This is a genomic window from Sinorhizobium sojae CCBAU 05684 (assembly GCF_002288525.1).
Lineage (GTDB): Bacteria > Pseudomonadota > Alphaproteobacteria > Rhizobiales > Rhizobiaceae > Sinorhizobium > Sinorhizobium sojae.
The window spans coordinates 3,529,267-3,543,721 of sequence record NZ_CP023067.1 but is presented as its reverse complement, the minus strand read 5'-3'; the positions used below and the strand labels follow the sequence as shown (position 1 = coordinate 3,543,721).

14 protein-coding genes and 1 other RNA gene are annotated in these 14,455 nt (G+C 63.8%); 5 read left to right on the top strand and 10 right to left on the bottom strand.

Annotated features, from left to right (window positions below; translation table 11 throughout):
* Positions 1-59: 59 nt before the first annotated feature.
* Positions 60-1,688 (top strand): MFS transporter, encoded by a 1,629-nt coding sequence (locus tag SJ05684_RS17080; RefSeq protein WP_095694292.1) that lies wholly within the window; start codon positions 60-62, stop codon positions 1,686-1,688.
* A 480-nt stretch (positions 1,689-2,168) separates the two neighbouring features.
* Here SJ05684_RS17080 and SJ05684_RS17075 read toward each other — a convergent pair whose 3' ends face one another.
* From SJ05684_RS17075 to ffs, 5 genes are all read right to left on the bottom strand, one after another.
* A complete protein-coding gene (locus SJ05684_RS17075) occupies positions 2,169-3,407 on the bottom strand; it encodes a lytic murein transglycosylase (RefSeq protein ID WP_034853456.1) in 1,239 nt (412 codons plus the stop codon).
* 36 nt (positions 3,408-3,443) lie between these two features.
* Complete coding sequence (gene recR / locus SJ05684_RS17070) at positions 3,444-4,049, bottom strand: recombination mediator RecR (protein ID WP_034853454.1); 606 nt, start codon at positions 4,047-4,049, stop codon at positions 3,444-3,446.
* A 49-nt stretch (positions 4,050-4,098) separates the two neighbouring features.
* Positions 4,099-4,422, bottom strand: a complete 324-nt coding sequence (locus tag SJ05684_RS17065) for a YbaB/EbfC family nucleoid-associated protein (RefSeq protein WP_034853452.1) — start codon at positions 4,420-4,422, stop codon at positions 4,099-4,101.
* Positions 4,423-4,495: 73 nt separating this feature from the next.
* Complete coding sequence (locus tag SJ05684_RS17060) at positions 4,496-6,382, bottom strand: DNA polymerase III subunit gamma/tau (RefSeq protein WP_034853450.1); 1,887 nt, start codon at positions 6,380-6,382, stop codon at positions 4,496-4,498.
* 48 nt (positions 6,383-6,430) lie between these two features.
* Positions 6,431-6,528, bottom strand: an RNA gene (gene ffs, locus SJ05684_RS17055) — signal recognition particle sRNA small type.
* Between the two features lie 106 nt (positions 6,529-6,634).
* On the opposite strand from ffs, the gene SJ05684_RS17050 reads away from it, so the two are divergent.
* Together SJ05684_RS17050 and nudC are read left to right on the top strand one after the other, a co-directional pair.
* The gene (locus SJ05684_RS17050; RefSeq protein ID WP_034853449.1) at positions 6,635-7,039 is read left to right on the top strand and encodes an HIT domain-containing protein; all 405 of its coding nucleotides are present in this window, start codon (positions 6,635-6,637) and stop codon (positions 7,037-7,039) included.
* Positions 7,040-7,041: 2 nt separating this feature from the next.
* Positions 7,042-8,016, top strand: a complete 975-nt coding sequence (gene nudC / locus SJ05684_RS17045) for an NAD(+) diphosphatase (RefSeq protein WP_034853447.1) — start codon at positions 7,042-7,044, stop codon at positions 8,014-8,016.
* A 25-nt stretch (positions 8,017-8,041) separates the two neighbouring features.
* On the opposite strand, the gene SJ05684_RS17040 is transcribed toward nudC, so the two are convergent.
* From SJ05684_RS17040 to SJ05684_RS17025, 4 genes are all read right to left on the bottom strand, one after another.
* Positions 8,042-8,995, bottom strand: a complete 954-nt coding sequence (locus tag SJ05684_RS17040; protein WP_050979956.1) for an AraC family transcriptional regulator — start codon at positions 8,993-8,995, stop codon at positions 8,042-8,044.
* A gap of 306 nt (positions 8,996-9,301) precedes the next feature.
* On the bottom strand, positions 9,302-9,439 hold the full coding sequence (locus SJ05684_RS17035) for a DUF1127 domain-containing protein (RefSeq protein WP_083846097.1): 138 nt from the start codon (positions 9,437-9,439) through the stop codon (positions 9,302-9,304).
* A gap of 145 nt (positions 9,440-9,584) precedes the next feature.
* The gene (locus tag SJ05684_RS17030) at positions 9,585-10,439 is read right to left on the bottom strand and encodes a prephenate dehydratase (protein ID WP_034853445.1); all 855 of its coding nucleotides are present in this window, start codon (positions 10,437-10,439) and stop codon (positions 9,585-9,587) included.
* A 14-nt stretch (positions 10,440-10,453) separates the two neighbouring features.
* Complete coding sequence (locus tag SJ05684_RS17025) at positions 10,454-11,206, bottom strand: 3-deoxy-manno-octulosonate cytidylyltransferase (protein ID WP_034853443.1); 753 nt, start codon at positions 11,204-11,206, stop codon at positions 10,454-10,456.
* A 156-nt stretch (positions 11,207-11,362) separates the two neighbouring features.
* On the opposite strand from SJ05684_RS17025, the gene SJ05684_RS17020 reads away from it, so the two are divergent.
* Together SJ05684_RS17020 and SJ05684_RS17015 are read left to right on the top strand one after the other, a co-directional pair.
* Entirely contained in the window at positions 11,363-12,091 is a 729-nt protein-coding gene (locus SJ05684_RS17020; protein ID WP_034853441.1) for a c-type cytochrome, read from the top strand.
* Positions 12,092-12,311: 220 nt separating this feature from the next.
* On the top strand, positions 12,312-13,409 hold the full coding sequence (locus SJ05684_RS17015) for a branched-chain amino acid aminotransferase (RefSeq protein WP_034853440.1): 1,098 nt from the start codon (positions 12,312-12,314) through the stop codon (positions 13,407-13,409).
* A gap of 81 nt (positions 13,410-13,490) precedes the next feature.
* On the opposite strand, the gene SJ05684_RS17010 is transcribed toward SJ05684_RS17015, so the two are convergent.
* The gene (locus SJ05684_RS17010) at positions 13,491-14,450 is read right to left on the bottom strand and encodes a 2-hydroxyacid dehydrogenase (protein ID WP_034853439.1); all 960 of its coding nucleotides are present in this window, start codon (positions 14,448-14,450) and stop codon (positions 13,491-13,493) included.
* Between the last annotated feature and the right edge of the window lie 5 nt (positions 14,451-14,455).

Below are 14,455 nucleotides of genomic sequence, written 5' to 3'. Positions count from 1 at the left end.
TTCAGAGCGTATAACGAAGGCGCCTCCCCGGTTCACTATCAAATGGAAGAGATTACGAGGTGACGAACCGCATATCGCCGCTTACGCCCTTCAGGCACGATACGTTCCGCACCATCTGGATCGCCAGCCTCGCCTCCAATCTCGGCGGGCTCATACAGGCGGTCGGCGCTGCCTGGCTGATGACCTCCATCTCCCAATCGGTCAACATGGTGGCGCTAGTGCAGGCATCGACCTCGCTGCCGATCATGCTCTTCTCGCTCCTCTCCGGCGCGCTCGCCGACAATTTCGACCGCCGCCGTATCATGTTGGTCGCCCAGGGCTTCATGCTCGCGGTGTCGGCGGCGCTGACGGCCTCGGCCTATTTCGGCCTCATCACGCCTTGGCTGCTGCTCCTCTTCACCTTCCTGATCGGCTGCGGCACGGCGCTCAACAATCCGTCCTGGCAGGCCTCGATCGGCGACCTGGTCCCGCGGGACGACCTGCCGGCGGCCGTCACCCTGAACAGCGTTGGATTCAACATCACCCGCAGCGTCGGGCCGGCGATCGGCGGCGCCATCGTCGCCGCCGCCGGAGCGGCAGCCGCATTCGCCGCCAATACGCTCAGCTATGTGGCGCTTCTCTTGGCGCTCTTTCGCTGGCGACCGGTCGTCCAGGAGAGCAGGCTGCCGCGGGAGGCACTCGGACGGGCGGTATTCGGCGGCCTTCGTTACGTGGCGATGTCGCCCAATATCGGCAAGGTGCTGCTGCGCGGCTTTGCTTTCGGCCTTTCGGCGAGCGCCCTCCTAGCGCTCCTGCCGCTGGTGGCGCGCGACCTCGTCGACGGCGGACCGCTTACCTTCGGCATCATGCTAGGCGCTTTCGGTCTCGGGGCGATCGGCGGCGCGCTGCTGAGCGCGCGGCTCCGGGAACATTTAACGAGCGAAACCATCGTGCGCTGCGCCTTCGCCGGCTTCGCCTTGAGCGCGATCGTCACCGCGCTGAGCTCCGCCGCCTGGCTGACCTCGCTCGTGCTCACCGTCGCCGGCGCCTGCTGGGTACTGGCACTGTCGCTCTTCAACACGACGGTCCAACTCTCGACGCCGCGCTGGGTGGTCGGCCGGGCGCTCTCGCTCTATCAGACGGCGACTTTCGGTGGCATTGCCGGCGGCAGCTGGCTCTGGGGCGTGGCGGCAGAGGAATACGGCGCCGCCGACGCGCTGATCGGCTCCTGCCTGCTCATGCTCGCGGGCATCGCCATCGGCCTGCGCTTCGCGCTGCCGGAATTCACATCGCTGAACCTCGATCCGCTCAACCGCTTCAACGAGCCGCTGCTCGCGCTCGACCTGAAGCCTCGCAGCGGCCCGATCGTGGTGATGATCGACTACGAGATCGCCGAAGCGGACATTCCCGAATTCCTGAAGACGATGGCGGAGCGGCGCCGCATCCGCATCCGCGACGGCGCCGGTCACTGGGCGCTGATGCGCGACCTCGAAAACCCAACGACCTGGACCGAGACCTACCACGTGCCGACCTGGGTCGAATATGTCCGCCACAACCAGCGCCGCACCCAGGCCGACGCCGCCGTCGGCGACAGGCTAACCGAGCTTCACCGAGGCGAGAAGCCGCCTCGCGTCCACCGCATGATCGAACGCCAGACCATCGTTCCCGAGCACTACGAGCGCTACAAGCGGCCGGTCGAGATGCATTGAGGGCGGACACGAAAGTCTGACGCCTGATAATACGGCGCGAAAACGCGAGCACAAGCCGGCGGACGAGCAGAGGCGCAAGGTCATCAAAGACACGAAAGTCCCGCGAAGAGGCAACGCTCTCGATTTAGCGGAGAAGGTCGAGGCCGCAGTTTTGCTGCAAGGACGGCGCCGGCGGGAACGGATTCGCCCTCCCCGCGTTACCGCCTCAACGCCAACAACATGGAATTAGGCAATGAAAGGTATCATTCTCTGGCTGATGGGTGTTCCCCTGATCGTCATTATCCTGCTTTACATGTTCGTTTTCTGACGCGACTTGCCATGCGAGTGGCTCCTCCCGACCCTCCGCAAACAACCTGGCGCCCAGCTTTCGGCGCTTTTAGCACACGCAGCCACCTGGCAGGCGTCGCGCTCCGGACCCGATGCACGGCGATCGTCAGGTGAGCATTGCACCTTACGAAGCCGCGATGTTTAGTCCCAGGATCACCGCAGCTTCGCCTTCAATGAAGCGTCCGGAAAGCAGGTCGGTGCGATGCCGTTCTTCGCCTGCCAGTCGCCGAGCGAGCGGCGGGTCTTGTAGCCCGGCAGCCCGTCCACCTTGCCGACATCGTAGCCGACTGCGACAAGCGCTTTTTGCATGCCGAGCACGTCGGAGCGCAGCATCTTGCCGACATTGCCCCACTCGGCACGGAAGGCGCCGCTGCCCGAGGCGATCCGGTCGGCGAGGTTGCCGATGAACAGCGCGTAAAGATCAGAATTGTTGTATTCCTTGATGACGTAGAAATTCGGCGTCACCACGAAGCTCGGGCCATGCCTGCCGGCGGGCACCAGCATCATGCCGGAAGCGGAGCGCTCAGCCGCCGGAAAAGGCTTGCCCGAGACGCGGGTGATGCCCATGCCGGCCCAGTCGGCGATCGGACGGGCGAGATCCGGCCCCTCTTGCGCGCAGGATATCCCGGCCGGGATCGAGACTTCGAACCCCCAGTCACGGCCGCTCTCCCAGCCCTTCTCGGCGAGATAGTTGGCGATCGAGGCGAGGCTGTCCGGCACGGAATTCCAGATATCGCGGCGGCCGTCGCCGTCGAAGTCGACGGCGTATTTCAGGAAACTGGACGGCAGGAACTGTGGCTGGCCCATGGCGCCGGCCCAAGAGCCGCGCATGTCCGATTCCTTCACGTCGCCGCTCTCGAGAATATGCAGCGCCGCGATCAGCTCGCGGCGGAAAAGCTCCGGCCGCGTCGACATGAAGGCCTTGGTGGCGAGCACGTCCATGATCGGATGTGGTATTTTCGCCCGGCCGTAGCCGGATTCACGACCCCAGATGGCGAGAACGACCGAGCCGGGGACACCATAGATCCTCTCGACCTTTCTCAGGCTCGCCGCGTGGGCGGAGGCGAGGCTTCGGCCGGTCGCAGCCAGGCCCTGCAGCCGCTTTTCGGAAAAGTAGGATCCGGGCGAGGAGAACTCCGCCTGGCTCTGCTTGCGCTCCTTGGGCTTCGGAAAGCCGGGCGGCATGAGATCCGGCAGGTCCCAATCGAGCTTAACCGCCTGAAATGCAGCCTTGAAGGCGCTGGCGGAAATGCCGGCCCTCTCGGCTTCCGGCCAGAGTTCGTCCTGCAACCAGCGGCGAAACTGGCCTTCCACCTCCGGCTTGGAGGCGGCAAGGCAGGAACCGGTCCAGGCCGCGAGCGAAAGGATCAGAACGGACAGGAATTTCAGCATCGGGCTCCTCACGATCAGACGAGCATTGGCGAAGACTCAGATCGTCGTGCGCGCCCTGAGCGCGGCCGTCAGCGTGCCTTCGTCGAGATAGTCGAGTTCGCCGCCGACCGGCACACCATGGGCAAGACGGGTGATCTTGACCTCGATGCCATCCAACTGGTCGGTGATGTAATGCGCCGTCGTCTGGCCCTCGACGGTGGCATTGACCGCGATGATCAGTTCGCGCACGCCACCCTTGGCGACCCGGTCGACCAGACCCTTGATATTCAGGTCGTCCGGCCCGATCCCGTCCAGCGGCGACAGCGTGCCGCCAAGCACGTGATAGGCGGCGTTCATCGCGCCGGCGCGCTCCAGCGCCCAGAGATCGGCGACATCCTCGACGACGATGATCACCGACTGGTCCCGCCGCTCATCGGTGCAGACGGTGCAGGGATCGATCGTATCGACATTGCCGCAGCAGGAGCAGATGCGCACCTTGCGATGCGCCTCGCCCATCGCCTCGGCGAGCGGCCCGAGCAATTGCTCCTTCTTCTTGACGAGGTGCAGCGCCGCCCGCCGGGCGGACCGGGGGCCAAGCCCCGGCACCTTCGCCAGGAGCTGGATGAGCTTTTCGATTTCGGGACCGGTGACTCGCTTTGCCATGGCAGGCTTCTAGCGCATATCGCCGACGAACGGAATCGTCTCGTTACGATCAGAACGGCAGCTTCATGCCGGGTGGAATCGGCAGGCCTGCGGTCAGTTCCCGGGTCTTTTCAGCCTGCAGGGCCTCGACCTTGTCCTTGGCGTCCTTGTGGGCAGCGACGACCAGATCCTCGAGGATCTCGACATCATCTTCCTTGAAGAGCGAAGGGTCGATCTTCAGGCTCTTTATGTGGCCCTTGCCGTCGAGGCGAACGGTGACGAGGCCCCCGCCCGAGGTGCCGTCGACTTCGAGCGCGGCGATCTCCGCCTGCAGCTTCTCCATCTTCTCCTGCATTTCCTTGACCTTGCCCATCATGCCCATGATGTCGCGCATTGTCGTCTCCTGTTTTCTCGTATTTCCTCTTTGGGTGAAGGCGCGCGAAGCGCCATGCGTCCCTATGCCGTCGCTATTCTATGTCGTCACCCGGCACGATGTCTCCGTCCTCGGACTCGGCCGTCGCCGGCGCAAGGCTTTCCGCCTCCTCCTCGGCCGCGCGTATGCGAACGTCGGTGATGCGGGCGCCGGGAAACCGCGCGAGGATCGCCGCGACATCCGGGTCCTGGCGCGCATCGTTGACGCGCTCCTCCTGGGCGCGCTGCTCGGCTTCGACGAGCGTCGGCTCGCCCGGTTCGCGGCTGTAGCTGACGACCCAGTGGATGCCGGTCCATTCTTTGAGCTTCACCGCAAGTTCGCCGAGCAGCGTCTTCGGGGCGTCGTCGGGAAGGTTGACATCGAGCCGGCCAGGTTCGATGTACACAAGCCTTAAGAAACCGCGCACCAGCGTCTTCAGCTTGATGTCGCGGTTCTTGCCGCAGAGATCGGCGATGTCGCTGATCGAATTGACCGATACCCTGGGCTGCGGCTTGGCGGCCGGTGCCGCCGCAGGGCTCTCCTCGAGGCGCCCGACGCCGATCGGCTGCGGCACTGAATCCGAAACGGCGCGCAGCATGGTGGCGCCACTGCCCGAAGGTCTCTGGACGGGCGCGGGTTCGACGGAACGGGCCTCGACCGACGGGCCGGCCTGCGGCTGGGGTCCGCCGCCACTGCGGGGCGGCACCGGGCGTCCGCCGGCATCGTTGCCCGAAAGCTCGAGCAGCCGCCGCGCCGCCTCCTCCGGCGAGGGCAGATGCGCGGCATGGGCGAGCCGGATCAGCACCATCTCGGCGGCGCCTGCCGGCCGTGCGGAGCTTTCCGCCTCGGGAATGCCTTTGAGAAGCATCTGCCAGATGCGTGAAAGCGTCGTCACCGCGACGCCTCCTGCGAATTCTGCACCGCGCGTGCGCTCGATCTCGCTCAGGGACTGGTCGTTCGCCGCCTCGGGAACGTATTTCATCCGGGTGACGAGGTGGGTGAAGTCGGCAAGATCGGTCAAAACCACGGTCGGATTGGCGCCGGCTTCGTACTGCGCCGAAAATTCGCCGAGCGCCGCCGCCGCATCGCCCTTGATGATGTGCGCGAAGAGGTCGACGATACGCGCCCGGTCGGCGAGCCCCAGCATCGAGCGCACCGTTTCCACCTCGACGGCCCCGCCCCCATGGGCGATCGCCTGGTCCAGCAGCGACAGGCCGTCGCGCGCCGATCCCTCGGCTGCACGCGCCACCATCGCCAGTGCCTCCGGGTCGAAGGGCACGGCCTCCTTGTTGAGAATGGTCGAAAACAGCCCGACGAGGTCGGAGGCGCCGATGCGCCGGAGGTCGAAGCGCTGGCAGCGCGACAGGACCGTGATCGGAACCTTGCGGATCTCCGTGGTCGCGAAGATGAACTTCACGTGCTCCGGCGGCTCTTCCAGCGTCTTCAACAGGCCGTTGAAGGCCTGCGTCGAGAGCATGTGCACTTCGTCGATGATATAGACTTTGTAGCGGGCCGAGACGGGCCGGTAGCGCACCTGCTCGATGATCTCGCGGATGTCGTCGATGCCGGTATGGGAGGCAGCGTCCATCTCGATCACGTCGACATGGCGGCCATCCATGATCGCCTGGCAGTGCTCGCCGGGGACGCGCAGGTCGATGGTCGGCTTGTCGATCTCCGCGGTCTTGTAGTTCAGGGCGCGCGCCAGGATACGCGCAGTCGTGGTCTTGCCGACGCCGCGCACGCCCGTCAGCATGTAGGCCTGGGCGATGCGGCCGGTCTCGAAGGCGTTGGTGAGCGTGCGCACCATCGGTTCCTGGCCGACCATGAGATCGGAGAAATCCTTGGGGCGATACTTGCGTGCCAGGACGCGATAGGCGGCCGGTTTCTCGGCGGGCGAAACGGGAAGTGAAACGGGGGATGAAATAGGCGCTTCGTCGCTCATCGACCCTGCCGCTGCTCGAACTCTTGTCCCGACAGGACGGAGAAGAAGGTGGGAGGCTGGCACGATGACCCGTGCCGGGGCTCGTTAGGGCTGCTTCCTTCCGGACCTGACCCGGTTGGCGAGTGGCTCGTCCACCACCAACCTCCCGGCCTCCATATCGGCAATATCTCAAGCAAATGCAAGCCAAGCCATCAAAAAACTGATATCGGTATGCAAAACAAGGCGAATCCGTTGTAGACCGAGGAGAGTTTCTTGCCTACCTTCACGCTCGATGAGCGCCTTGAGCGCGACGGTATCCCGATCGCCTCGATCGGCCTCTGCCAATTGCGCCTGATGAACGACCGCCGCTGGCCCTGGCTCATCCTCATTCCCCAGCGCGACGGCGTTTCAGAAATCTCCGATTTGTCGCCGCTCGACCAGACGATGCTGACATTCGAAACGAACCTGGTGGCGACGGCGCTGAAAAAGGTGACGGAGGCCGAGAAGATCAATGTCGGCGCACTCGGCAACATCGTCCGACAGCTCCATGTGCATGTCGTCGCGCGCCGCACGGGCGACCCCAACTGGCCTGGCCCGGTCTGGGGCTTTGGCAAGGCCGAACCGTGGCCGGAAACGGACCACAAGGCGTTCGCAGCACGCATACTGGAAAATCTCTGAATATGACGAAAACGATCTTCGATCTTCACAGCCCTCACCCGGAACCGAGCACTTTCGTCGCTTTTGCGGAAAACCACCTCGAGCGCCAATCCGAACATCGAAGCGACGACTGCGTCGAAGTGGCGCTCAAACATCCGGCTGCGCATTTCCTCGCCTTTTCCGGCGCCAAGCTGATCGTCAAGCACGACGAGAAGATCATCGATCCGCTCTTTGCCCCTTACGAGCTTGCCGACCTTGAACCGGCGCTCGAGGAAACGATCCTGCTCGGCTGCCTGCCGAACGGCGAACCACGGCTCGCGGTGCCGTCTGGGCTTACCGATGAGACCGTGCCCGAACCCTTCAAGATCGCCGACGCGCGCACGCTCTATCGCCAGCAGATGCTACCGGAAGAGCTCCTCGGCCAGTTCGCGCAAGGTTCGAGCCTGATCGTCTGGAACGCCAACAATCGCTTCTGTGGCCGCTGCGGCGGGCCAATGGATGGAAGGGCCGGCGGCTACCGGCGCATCTGCACCGCCTGCGGCCATATGGTCTTTCCCCGCACGGATCCGGTTGTCATCATGCTGACCATCGATCTGGAGCGCGATCTCTGCCTTCTCGGCCGCAGCCCGCATTTTGCGCCGGGCATGTATTCCTGCCTTGCCGGCTTCGTGGAGCCGGGCGAGACGATCGAGAACGCCGTGCGCCGGGAGACGCAAGAAGAATCGGGCATTCGCATCGGGCGGGTCCGCTATCACGCCTCGCAGCCCTGGCCCCTGCCGCATTCGCTGATGATCGGCTGCTATGCCGAGGCGAAATCGACCACCATCAAGCGCGACGAGCAGGAGCTCGAGGACGTGCGCTGGTTCACCCGCGCCGAGACCGAAGCCATGCTGGAGCGCACGACCGGCATAGCCGACACCGGCAACGAGCACATCCCGCCGCCGAAAGGGGCGATCGCGCACCAACTCATGCGCGACTGGCTCGCCTGGCCCGAGTGACGCGCTGTCGCCGACGGTCTCCGTGCTATCGGCGCCGCATGTGCGACGGCATTTCGCCGAAAGCCTCGAAAAACTGGCGGCTGAAGCGGCCGACATTCGAAAAACCCCATCGCCGGGCGATCTCGGCGAGCGGCTCGTCGTGATGCTTGAGAAGGTCGTCCTTGGCCCTCTGCAGCCGGACGTCGCGCGTATATTCGAGGATCGTCTTGCCGGTCGCGTCGCGAAAGGCCTGCTGCAGCGTCCTGAGGCTGACGCCGCTTGCCTGAGCCACCTCGACGGTGGAGGGCGCTTCTTGCGCATGCTCATGGATATAGTTGATGGCGGCCTTGACCTGCCGGCGGGACGGCGTGGCCAGCCGCCTCTCGAACAGGTGGCTGTGGTTGTGCGGCCAGAACTCCAGGATCATGTCTTGAACGAGGTGCGAAAACGACCTCGCGGCCGCCATATTGTCGAGCGACGCGAACTCCGGATTTTTCAGCCCCTGCAAAAGCCAGGTCATCGAGGCAAAACGCTTCGCGTCGGATGGCACGACTGTTGCAAATTCTATCGGCTCCCGCACCGGCGTTTCGAAGAGGACCGACAGACGCGTTTGCAGGATCTCGGGTTGAAAGGCGAGATTGGTGTGCTTTCGCTGCCCGGGAAAGCCATAGCGGCGAACGTGTCCGCCATTGCTGGCGACCGCCTCGCTTGAGCCGGTTTCCCAAAGGCCGCTCTCGGTTTCCAGAAGCATTCCCCCCGCTTCGGGGAACGTAAACAGGGCGAACTCGCCCTCAACGGGCACTATGTCGAAGCCGCCGCTGGTGTCTGCGAAATCGTAGCGCAGTTCGCCGATGCGCCCCAGCAGACCCGCAGTCGCAAGCTTTAGCTGCGCCGAATGGGGCTTCAGCTCGATATTGCTATAGTGCCTGCTAAGAAGTTCGACCATGTGGTCCGCAGATAGAGTACCGGCGTCGAATGCCATCGCACCGTTTGAATTCATTTGTTGCCCCTCACTGAATGATCAGGACGATGGCGCGCGGAAAACCGCACCCCCTTGTTGCCCGTTCCTGACAGCCCTCACGGCCGTCATCATCGGCAGAAAGAGCGGCTTGTACAAGGCCGGGGCAATTCTACGGAGGCTAGATTGGAACGATTGGAGGCAAGCCCGGCAGCGGCCAAAATCGTGGCAATTGGCCGGTGTTCGCCTTGGTGCGATCTTTGCAAACGAAACGCCCCGCTCGGGTGACGGCGGGGCGTTCAAAACGACTGCGCCGCGCTGCCAGGAGGCGCGCATGCATATCTCTCATCAGCGGCCGTAGACGGCGGCGTGAATCTGCGAACGGGAAAGGCCGATATCGCTCAGCGCATGATCGTCGAGGGCGTTCAGCTCGCGGATTGCGCGGCGCTTCGTTGCATATTCCATGATCTTCTGGCGGATCTTCATCTTTGAAACTCCATATCTTGACGAGCATCAAATAGGCATTTGCCCAGAATTCATGTAGTGCCATGATTGCAAATTAGGCATGCGCTCAGCGCGTGGCACCCAGCCGCACTTTTGCCGCTTTTTCAGGCAGAGGCGCGATGTGCGGTCAGAGCACGCCGCGCATCGGGTGAGCCGGATAGATGCCAAGGATGCGCACCTTCTCGGAAAAGAAGCGCAGCTCGTCCATTGCGTGCCGGACGGCAACATCGTCAGGATGCCCTTCGATGTCCGCATAGAACTGCGTCGCCACGAACTTGCCGCCGAGTTGGTAGCTCTCGAGCTTGGTCATGTTGATGCCGTTGGTCGCAAAGCCGCCGAGCGCCTTGTAGAGCGCAGCCGGGATGTTGCGCACGTTGAAGACGAAAGTGGTGATGATCACTTCGTCGTCGGACTTGCGCACGATCCGCTGTTCTTCGCGCGAGAGAACGACGAAGCGGGTCACGTTGCTGTCGGTGTCCTCGACATTCTCAGCGATGATCTCCAGACCATAGAGCTCGGCGGCCAGTCTCGGAGCGAGCGCCGCCATCGAACGGTCCCCCGTTTCCATGACGAGCTTGGCTGCGCCGGCCGTGTCGCCGGCTACCACGGGCTTCCAGCCGTTGGCGCGCACGATCTTGCGGCACTGGCCGAGCGCATGGATATGGCTGTGCACCGTGCGGATCTCGTCGCGCTTGACACCCGGCAGCACCATCAGCTGGAAGCGGATCGGCATGAAATATTCGCCGACGATGAAGAGGCGCGATTCGGGCAGCAGGTGGTGGATGTCGGCGACGCGCCCGGCGATTGTGTTCTCGATCGGGATCATCGCCAGATCGGCATCGCCGTTCTCGACCGCTAGAAAGGCATCCTCGAAGGTCTGGCAGGGCAGCGGCTCCATGTCCGCAAACATGTCGCGGCATGCCATGTCCGAATTGGCGCCATGGTCGCCTTGAAAGGAAATCCTGTTGGTCTTGACGGTCACTCTGGTTTCCCTTCTCAGCTTCTGGCGGAAAGAATGCGACGGGCCTTTTCGAGGTCATCCGGCGTATCGACGCCGAGCGGCACGGAATCGACGATCTCGACGTCGATGCGCATGCCGGCTTCAAGCGCCCGTAATTGCTCGAGCGATTCGCGCTTTTCGAGGGTGGAGGGCGTCAACGACACGAAAGTCTCGAGCGCCTTGCGCCGATAGGCGTAAAGACCGATGTGGTGGTATAGCGGGCCGGCGCCATAGGGCGCCGTCGTGCGGGTGAAGTAAAGCGCGCGCAGCCTGCTTTCCGAAAGCGGCGAACCGACGACCTTGACGACATTGGGATTGGTCTTTTCGTGCTCATCGGTGATCGCCACCGTCAATGTGGCGATGTCGGTCGCCGCATTCTCGAGGGGTTTGAGCGCCGCGCGGATCGGCCCGGGCTCGATCGTCGGCAGGTCCCCCTGGACGTTGATGACGATCTCGGCCTCGCCTTCCGGGTCTGCCTTCGTGAGCGCCTCATAGATCCGGTCGGAGCCGGACTGGTGGTCGCCCCGCGTCATGATCGCCTCGAAGCCTGCGTCGCTCACGGCGGCAAACACCTCCGGCTGATCGACGGCTACGACGATTCGCCCGACATCCGCCTCCTGCGCACGCCGGGCGACCTGGACAATCATCGGCAGGCCGCAGATGTCGGCGAGCGGCTTTCCCGGCAGCCTCGTCGAGGCCATGCGCGCCGGAATGAGCACCAAGCTTTTGACGGAATTTTCACGAATCATCGTCTGGCCTTCAAAAACCCCACAGAAAGTGTCAAAAGGTCTCACTTCGGGGGCCATAATCACTGTTGCAACGCAGAGCCAAAAGACATAGGTTCCGCGCGATTTCAAGATGGGCCGGTTTTTTGTTTGCGCCGGTGGCAAAGGGAGCGTTTGCAGATGAATCCATATGTGAACATGGGTATGGGTGCCTTGCTGGGTACGGTCTTCGTGCTGATGACCGTGTCCATTGCCTCGGAGGGCATTTTCCATTCCGAAGCTCCCGAGAAGGAAGGGTTCGCGATCGTCGCCGAGGAGACGACGGCCGAACCCGGAGCTGCCGGCGGCGGGGAAGCCGCTCCCGAACCGATCGGTCCGCTGCTTGCGACCGCCGATGCCGCAGCTGGCGAAGCCGTATTCAAGAAGTGCGCGAGCTGTCACACCATGGAGAAGGGCGGACCCAACAAGGTCGGCCCGAACCTGTGGGACATCGTCAACCGCCCGGTCGCCTCGCATGAGGGCTTCAGCTATTCCGCCGGCATGCAGACCTTCGCCGAAGGGGGCAAGGTCGTCTGGGACTACGACCACCTGAGTTATTTCCTGGAGGCGCCGAAGAAGCACGTGCCGGGAACGGCCATGGGCTTTGCTGGCCTTAAGAAAGCCGACGAGCGCGCCAACCTGATCGCCTGGCTCCGCGAGCACTCGGACAACCCGGCGCCGCTGCCGGCTCCGGAAGCAACGGGAGCAGCGGAAACCGCCCCGGCCGAAGGTCAGGCGGAGGCCGCCCCGGCTGAAGGAACAGCCCCGGCGCAGGGACAGTCGGAAGCCGTTCCGGCCGAGGGAGCCGCTCCGGCCGAGGGCCAGACGGCGCAGGATTCGCAGGCTCCGGCCCCCGCACCGGCAAATTGAGATTCAAGCAATTCTTCGAAGAAGCCCGGCCGATCAGCCGGGCTTTTTCTTGTTCGGGCTTTCGCGTGCTGGCGACGCCAAACTATCGGATTTTGCTTTGGCAATGCTAATATCTGTGCATATGAAGGCATGAATGCCACGAAACACGATCCGATCTGAGCTAAGTCCTGCTCCTATGGCGAGCGGACCAAGCCGCTCGGAACGAAGGAGCGGAGGACAGATGACCGAGAGCGACGCAAAGACCTTCCTGTTCGAGAAAAACCCCTTTCCGACGGCCGTGAGCGACCGAGAGGCGATCCTCCAGAATCCGGGCTTCGGCCGGGTGTTCACCGATCACATGGTGACGGTCCGCTATTCCGAGGGACGCGGCTGGCATGACGGCAGGATCGAAGCGCGCAAGGCGTTCGAACTCGATCCCGCAACCGTGGTGTTCCACTACGCCCAGGAGATTTTCGAGGGCATGAAGGCCTATCGCCTGCCCGACGGCGGCGCCGCGCTGTTTCGTCCGGACGCCAATGCGCGCCGGTTCCGCAACTCCGCCCTTCGGCTGGCTATGGCGCCCCTGCCGGAGCAATTGTTCGTCGAATCCGTCCGCGAACTGGTCCGCGTCGATCGCGACTGGATTCCGACCGCCGACGGTTCCGCGCTTTATCTCAGGCCGTTCATGATCGCCACGGAGGTCCTCCTCGGGGTCAAGCCTTCGGCCGACTACATCTATTGCGTCATCGCCTCGTCGGTCGGCTCTTATTTCAAGGGCGGCGCGCCGGCGGTTACGCTGTGGATATCGGAGAATTACACGCGCGCCGCGCCCGGCGGCACCGGCGAAGCGAAGTGCGGCGGCAATTATGCCGCCAGCCTCGCCGCCCAGGCGGAAGCCACCCGTGAAGGCTGTGAGCAGGTAATCTTCCTCGATGCTGTCGAGCGCCGCTTCGTCGAGGAGCTCGGCGGCATGAACGTCTTCTTCGTCTTCAACGACGGCTCGCTACAGACGCCGCCGCTTACCGGCACGATTCTGCCCGGCATCACCCGCGATTCGCTGATCACGCTCGCCCGCGACATGGGGCTGGCCGTTCGCGAGGAGCCCTATGCCATCGAGCAATGGGAGGTGGATGCGCAGAGCGGCCGGCTCACCGAAGCCTTTGCCTGCGGCACCGCTGCGGTCGTCACCCCGATCGGCAAGGTGAAGGGCCGCAAACACGGCTTCACGATCGGCGATGGCGGCGCCGGTCCGATCGCCGGCAAGCTGAAGGCGGCGCTGCTCAATATCCAGAACGGCCGCGCACCCGACCCGCACGGCTGGGTCGACCGCCTGTTCTGATTGGCGCCCATGCAGCAATCCAAAGCGCTGCAGCGGCCTTCGCACGTCTGGAAGGACGCGCGCGGCCGCGGCTGCGGCTGATCAGTAGCCGGCTACCTTGTCGACCACATGCTGCAGCGGCAGGCCGCTTTCGAAGCGGGCGATCTGTTCTTCGACATGGGCGAAGAGCGCCTTGACATCGGAAGCGGCCGCGACATGCGGCGTCACATAGACATTGGGCATGCCCCAGAACCGGCTTTCCGGGGACAGCGGTTCCCGTTCGAAGACGTCGAGTGAGGCTGCCGCCAGGGTGCCGTCGTCGAGGCACTCAAGGATATCGGCCTCCACCTGGCTGCCGCCGCGGCCGGCATTGATGAAGACGGGTGCGCCGAAGGGCCCCTTGCGGCTGAGCCTCGCAAAGAGGCTGCGGTTGAAAATGCCCTTCGTTTCCGGCGTTAGCGGCAGGAGGCCGACGAGAACATCACTGCGGCCGAGAAAGCCGTCGAGGCCGGCAGCGTCATAGGTCTCTATGCCTTCGACCACGCGCATCGTGCGCGACCAGCCGATCACCTTGAAGCCCATGACGACAAGCTTGCGGGCCGCATCCTGGCCGAGCACGCCCATGCCCATGATGCCGACGGTCACGTCTGCTGCCTCCGGCTGGCTCAGCTCCCGCCATTCGCGCCTTCTTGCCAGCGCCTCATAGGCGCGATGCTGGCGCAGGTGCATGAGGCATTGCATCACCACCCATTCGCTCATGCGGGTCGTCAGCGTGCGGTCGACAAAGCGCACCAGCGGCACGTCTGGCAGGCCCGGAAGCGTCAGCACGTGGTCGACGCCGGCACCGCCGGAAAAGACGACCTTCAAATCCGGCGCGCGGGAGAAGAGATCGGGCGCGGATTTCCAGACCACCGCATAATCGACGCCGGAGAGATCCCGCCCTTCATGGACGGGATCGGCAAGATTGATCACCTCGCGGCCGGGAAAGGCGCCCTGGAGGGCGTCATCGACCTCTTCGGGAATGAATTTCAGGTCGACGATGACGGGGCTTCTGACAGGCATGACGG

What these genes read in the sequence shown, in the direction of transcription:
- SJ05684_RS17075 (WP_034853456.1), bottom strand. Translation starts at nt 3,407, where the DNA reads ATGCTGAAATTCCTGTCCGTTCTGATCCTTTCGCTCGCGGCCTGGACC.
- recR (WP_034853454.1), bottom strand. Translation starts at nt 4,049, where the DNA reads ATGGCAAAGCGAGTCACCGGTCCCGAAATCGAAAAGCTCATCCAGCTC.
- SJ05684_RS17065 (WP_034853452.1), bottom strand. Translation starts at nt 4,422, where the DNA reads ATGCGCGACATCATGGGCATGATGGGCAAGGTCAAGGAAATGCAGGAG.
- SJ05684_RS17060 (WP_034853450.1), bottom strand. Translation starts at nt 6,382, where the DNA reads ATGAGCGACGAAGCGCCTATTTCATCCCCCGTTTCACTTCCCGTTTCG.
- nudC (WP_034853447.1), top strand. Translation starts at nt 7,042, where the DNA reads ATGACGAAAACGATCTTCGATCTTCACAGCCCTCACCCGGAACCGAGC.
- SJ05684_RS17040 (WP_050979956.1), bottom strand. Translation starts at nt 8,995, where the DNA reads ATGAATTCAAACGGTGCGATGGCATTCGACGCCGGTACTCTATCTGCG.
- SJ05684_RS17035 (WP_083846097.1), bottom strand. Translation starts at nt 9,439, where the DNA reads ATGAAGATCCGCCAGAAGATCATGGAATATGCAACGAAGCGCCGCGCA.
- SJ05684_RS17025 (WP_034853443.1), bottom strand. Translation starts at nt 11,206, where the DNA reads ATGATTCGTGAAAATTCCGTCAAAAGCTTGGTGCTCATTCCGGCGCGC.
- SJ05684_RS17020 (WP_034853441.1), top strand. Translation starts at nt 11,363, where the DNA reads ATGAATCCATATGTGAACATGGGTATGGGTGCCTTGCTGGGTACGGTC.
- SJ05684_RS17015 (WP_034853440.1), top strand. Translation starts at nt 12,312, where the DNA reads ATGACCGAGAGCGACGCAAAGACCTTCCTGTTCGAGAAAAACCCCTTT.
- SJ05684_RS17010 (WP_034853439.1), bottom strand. Translation starts at nt 14,450, where the DNA reads ATGCCTGTCAGAAGCCCCGTCATCGTCGACCTGAAATTCATTCCCGAA.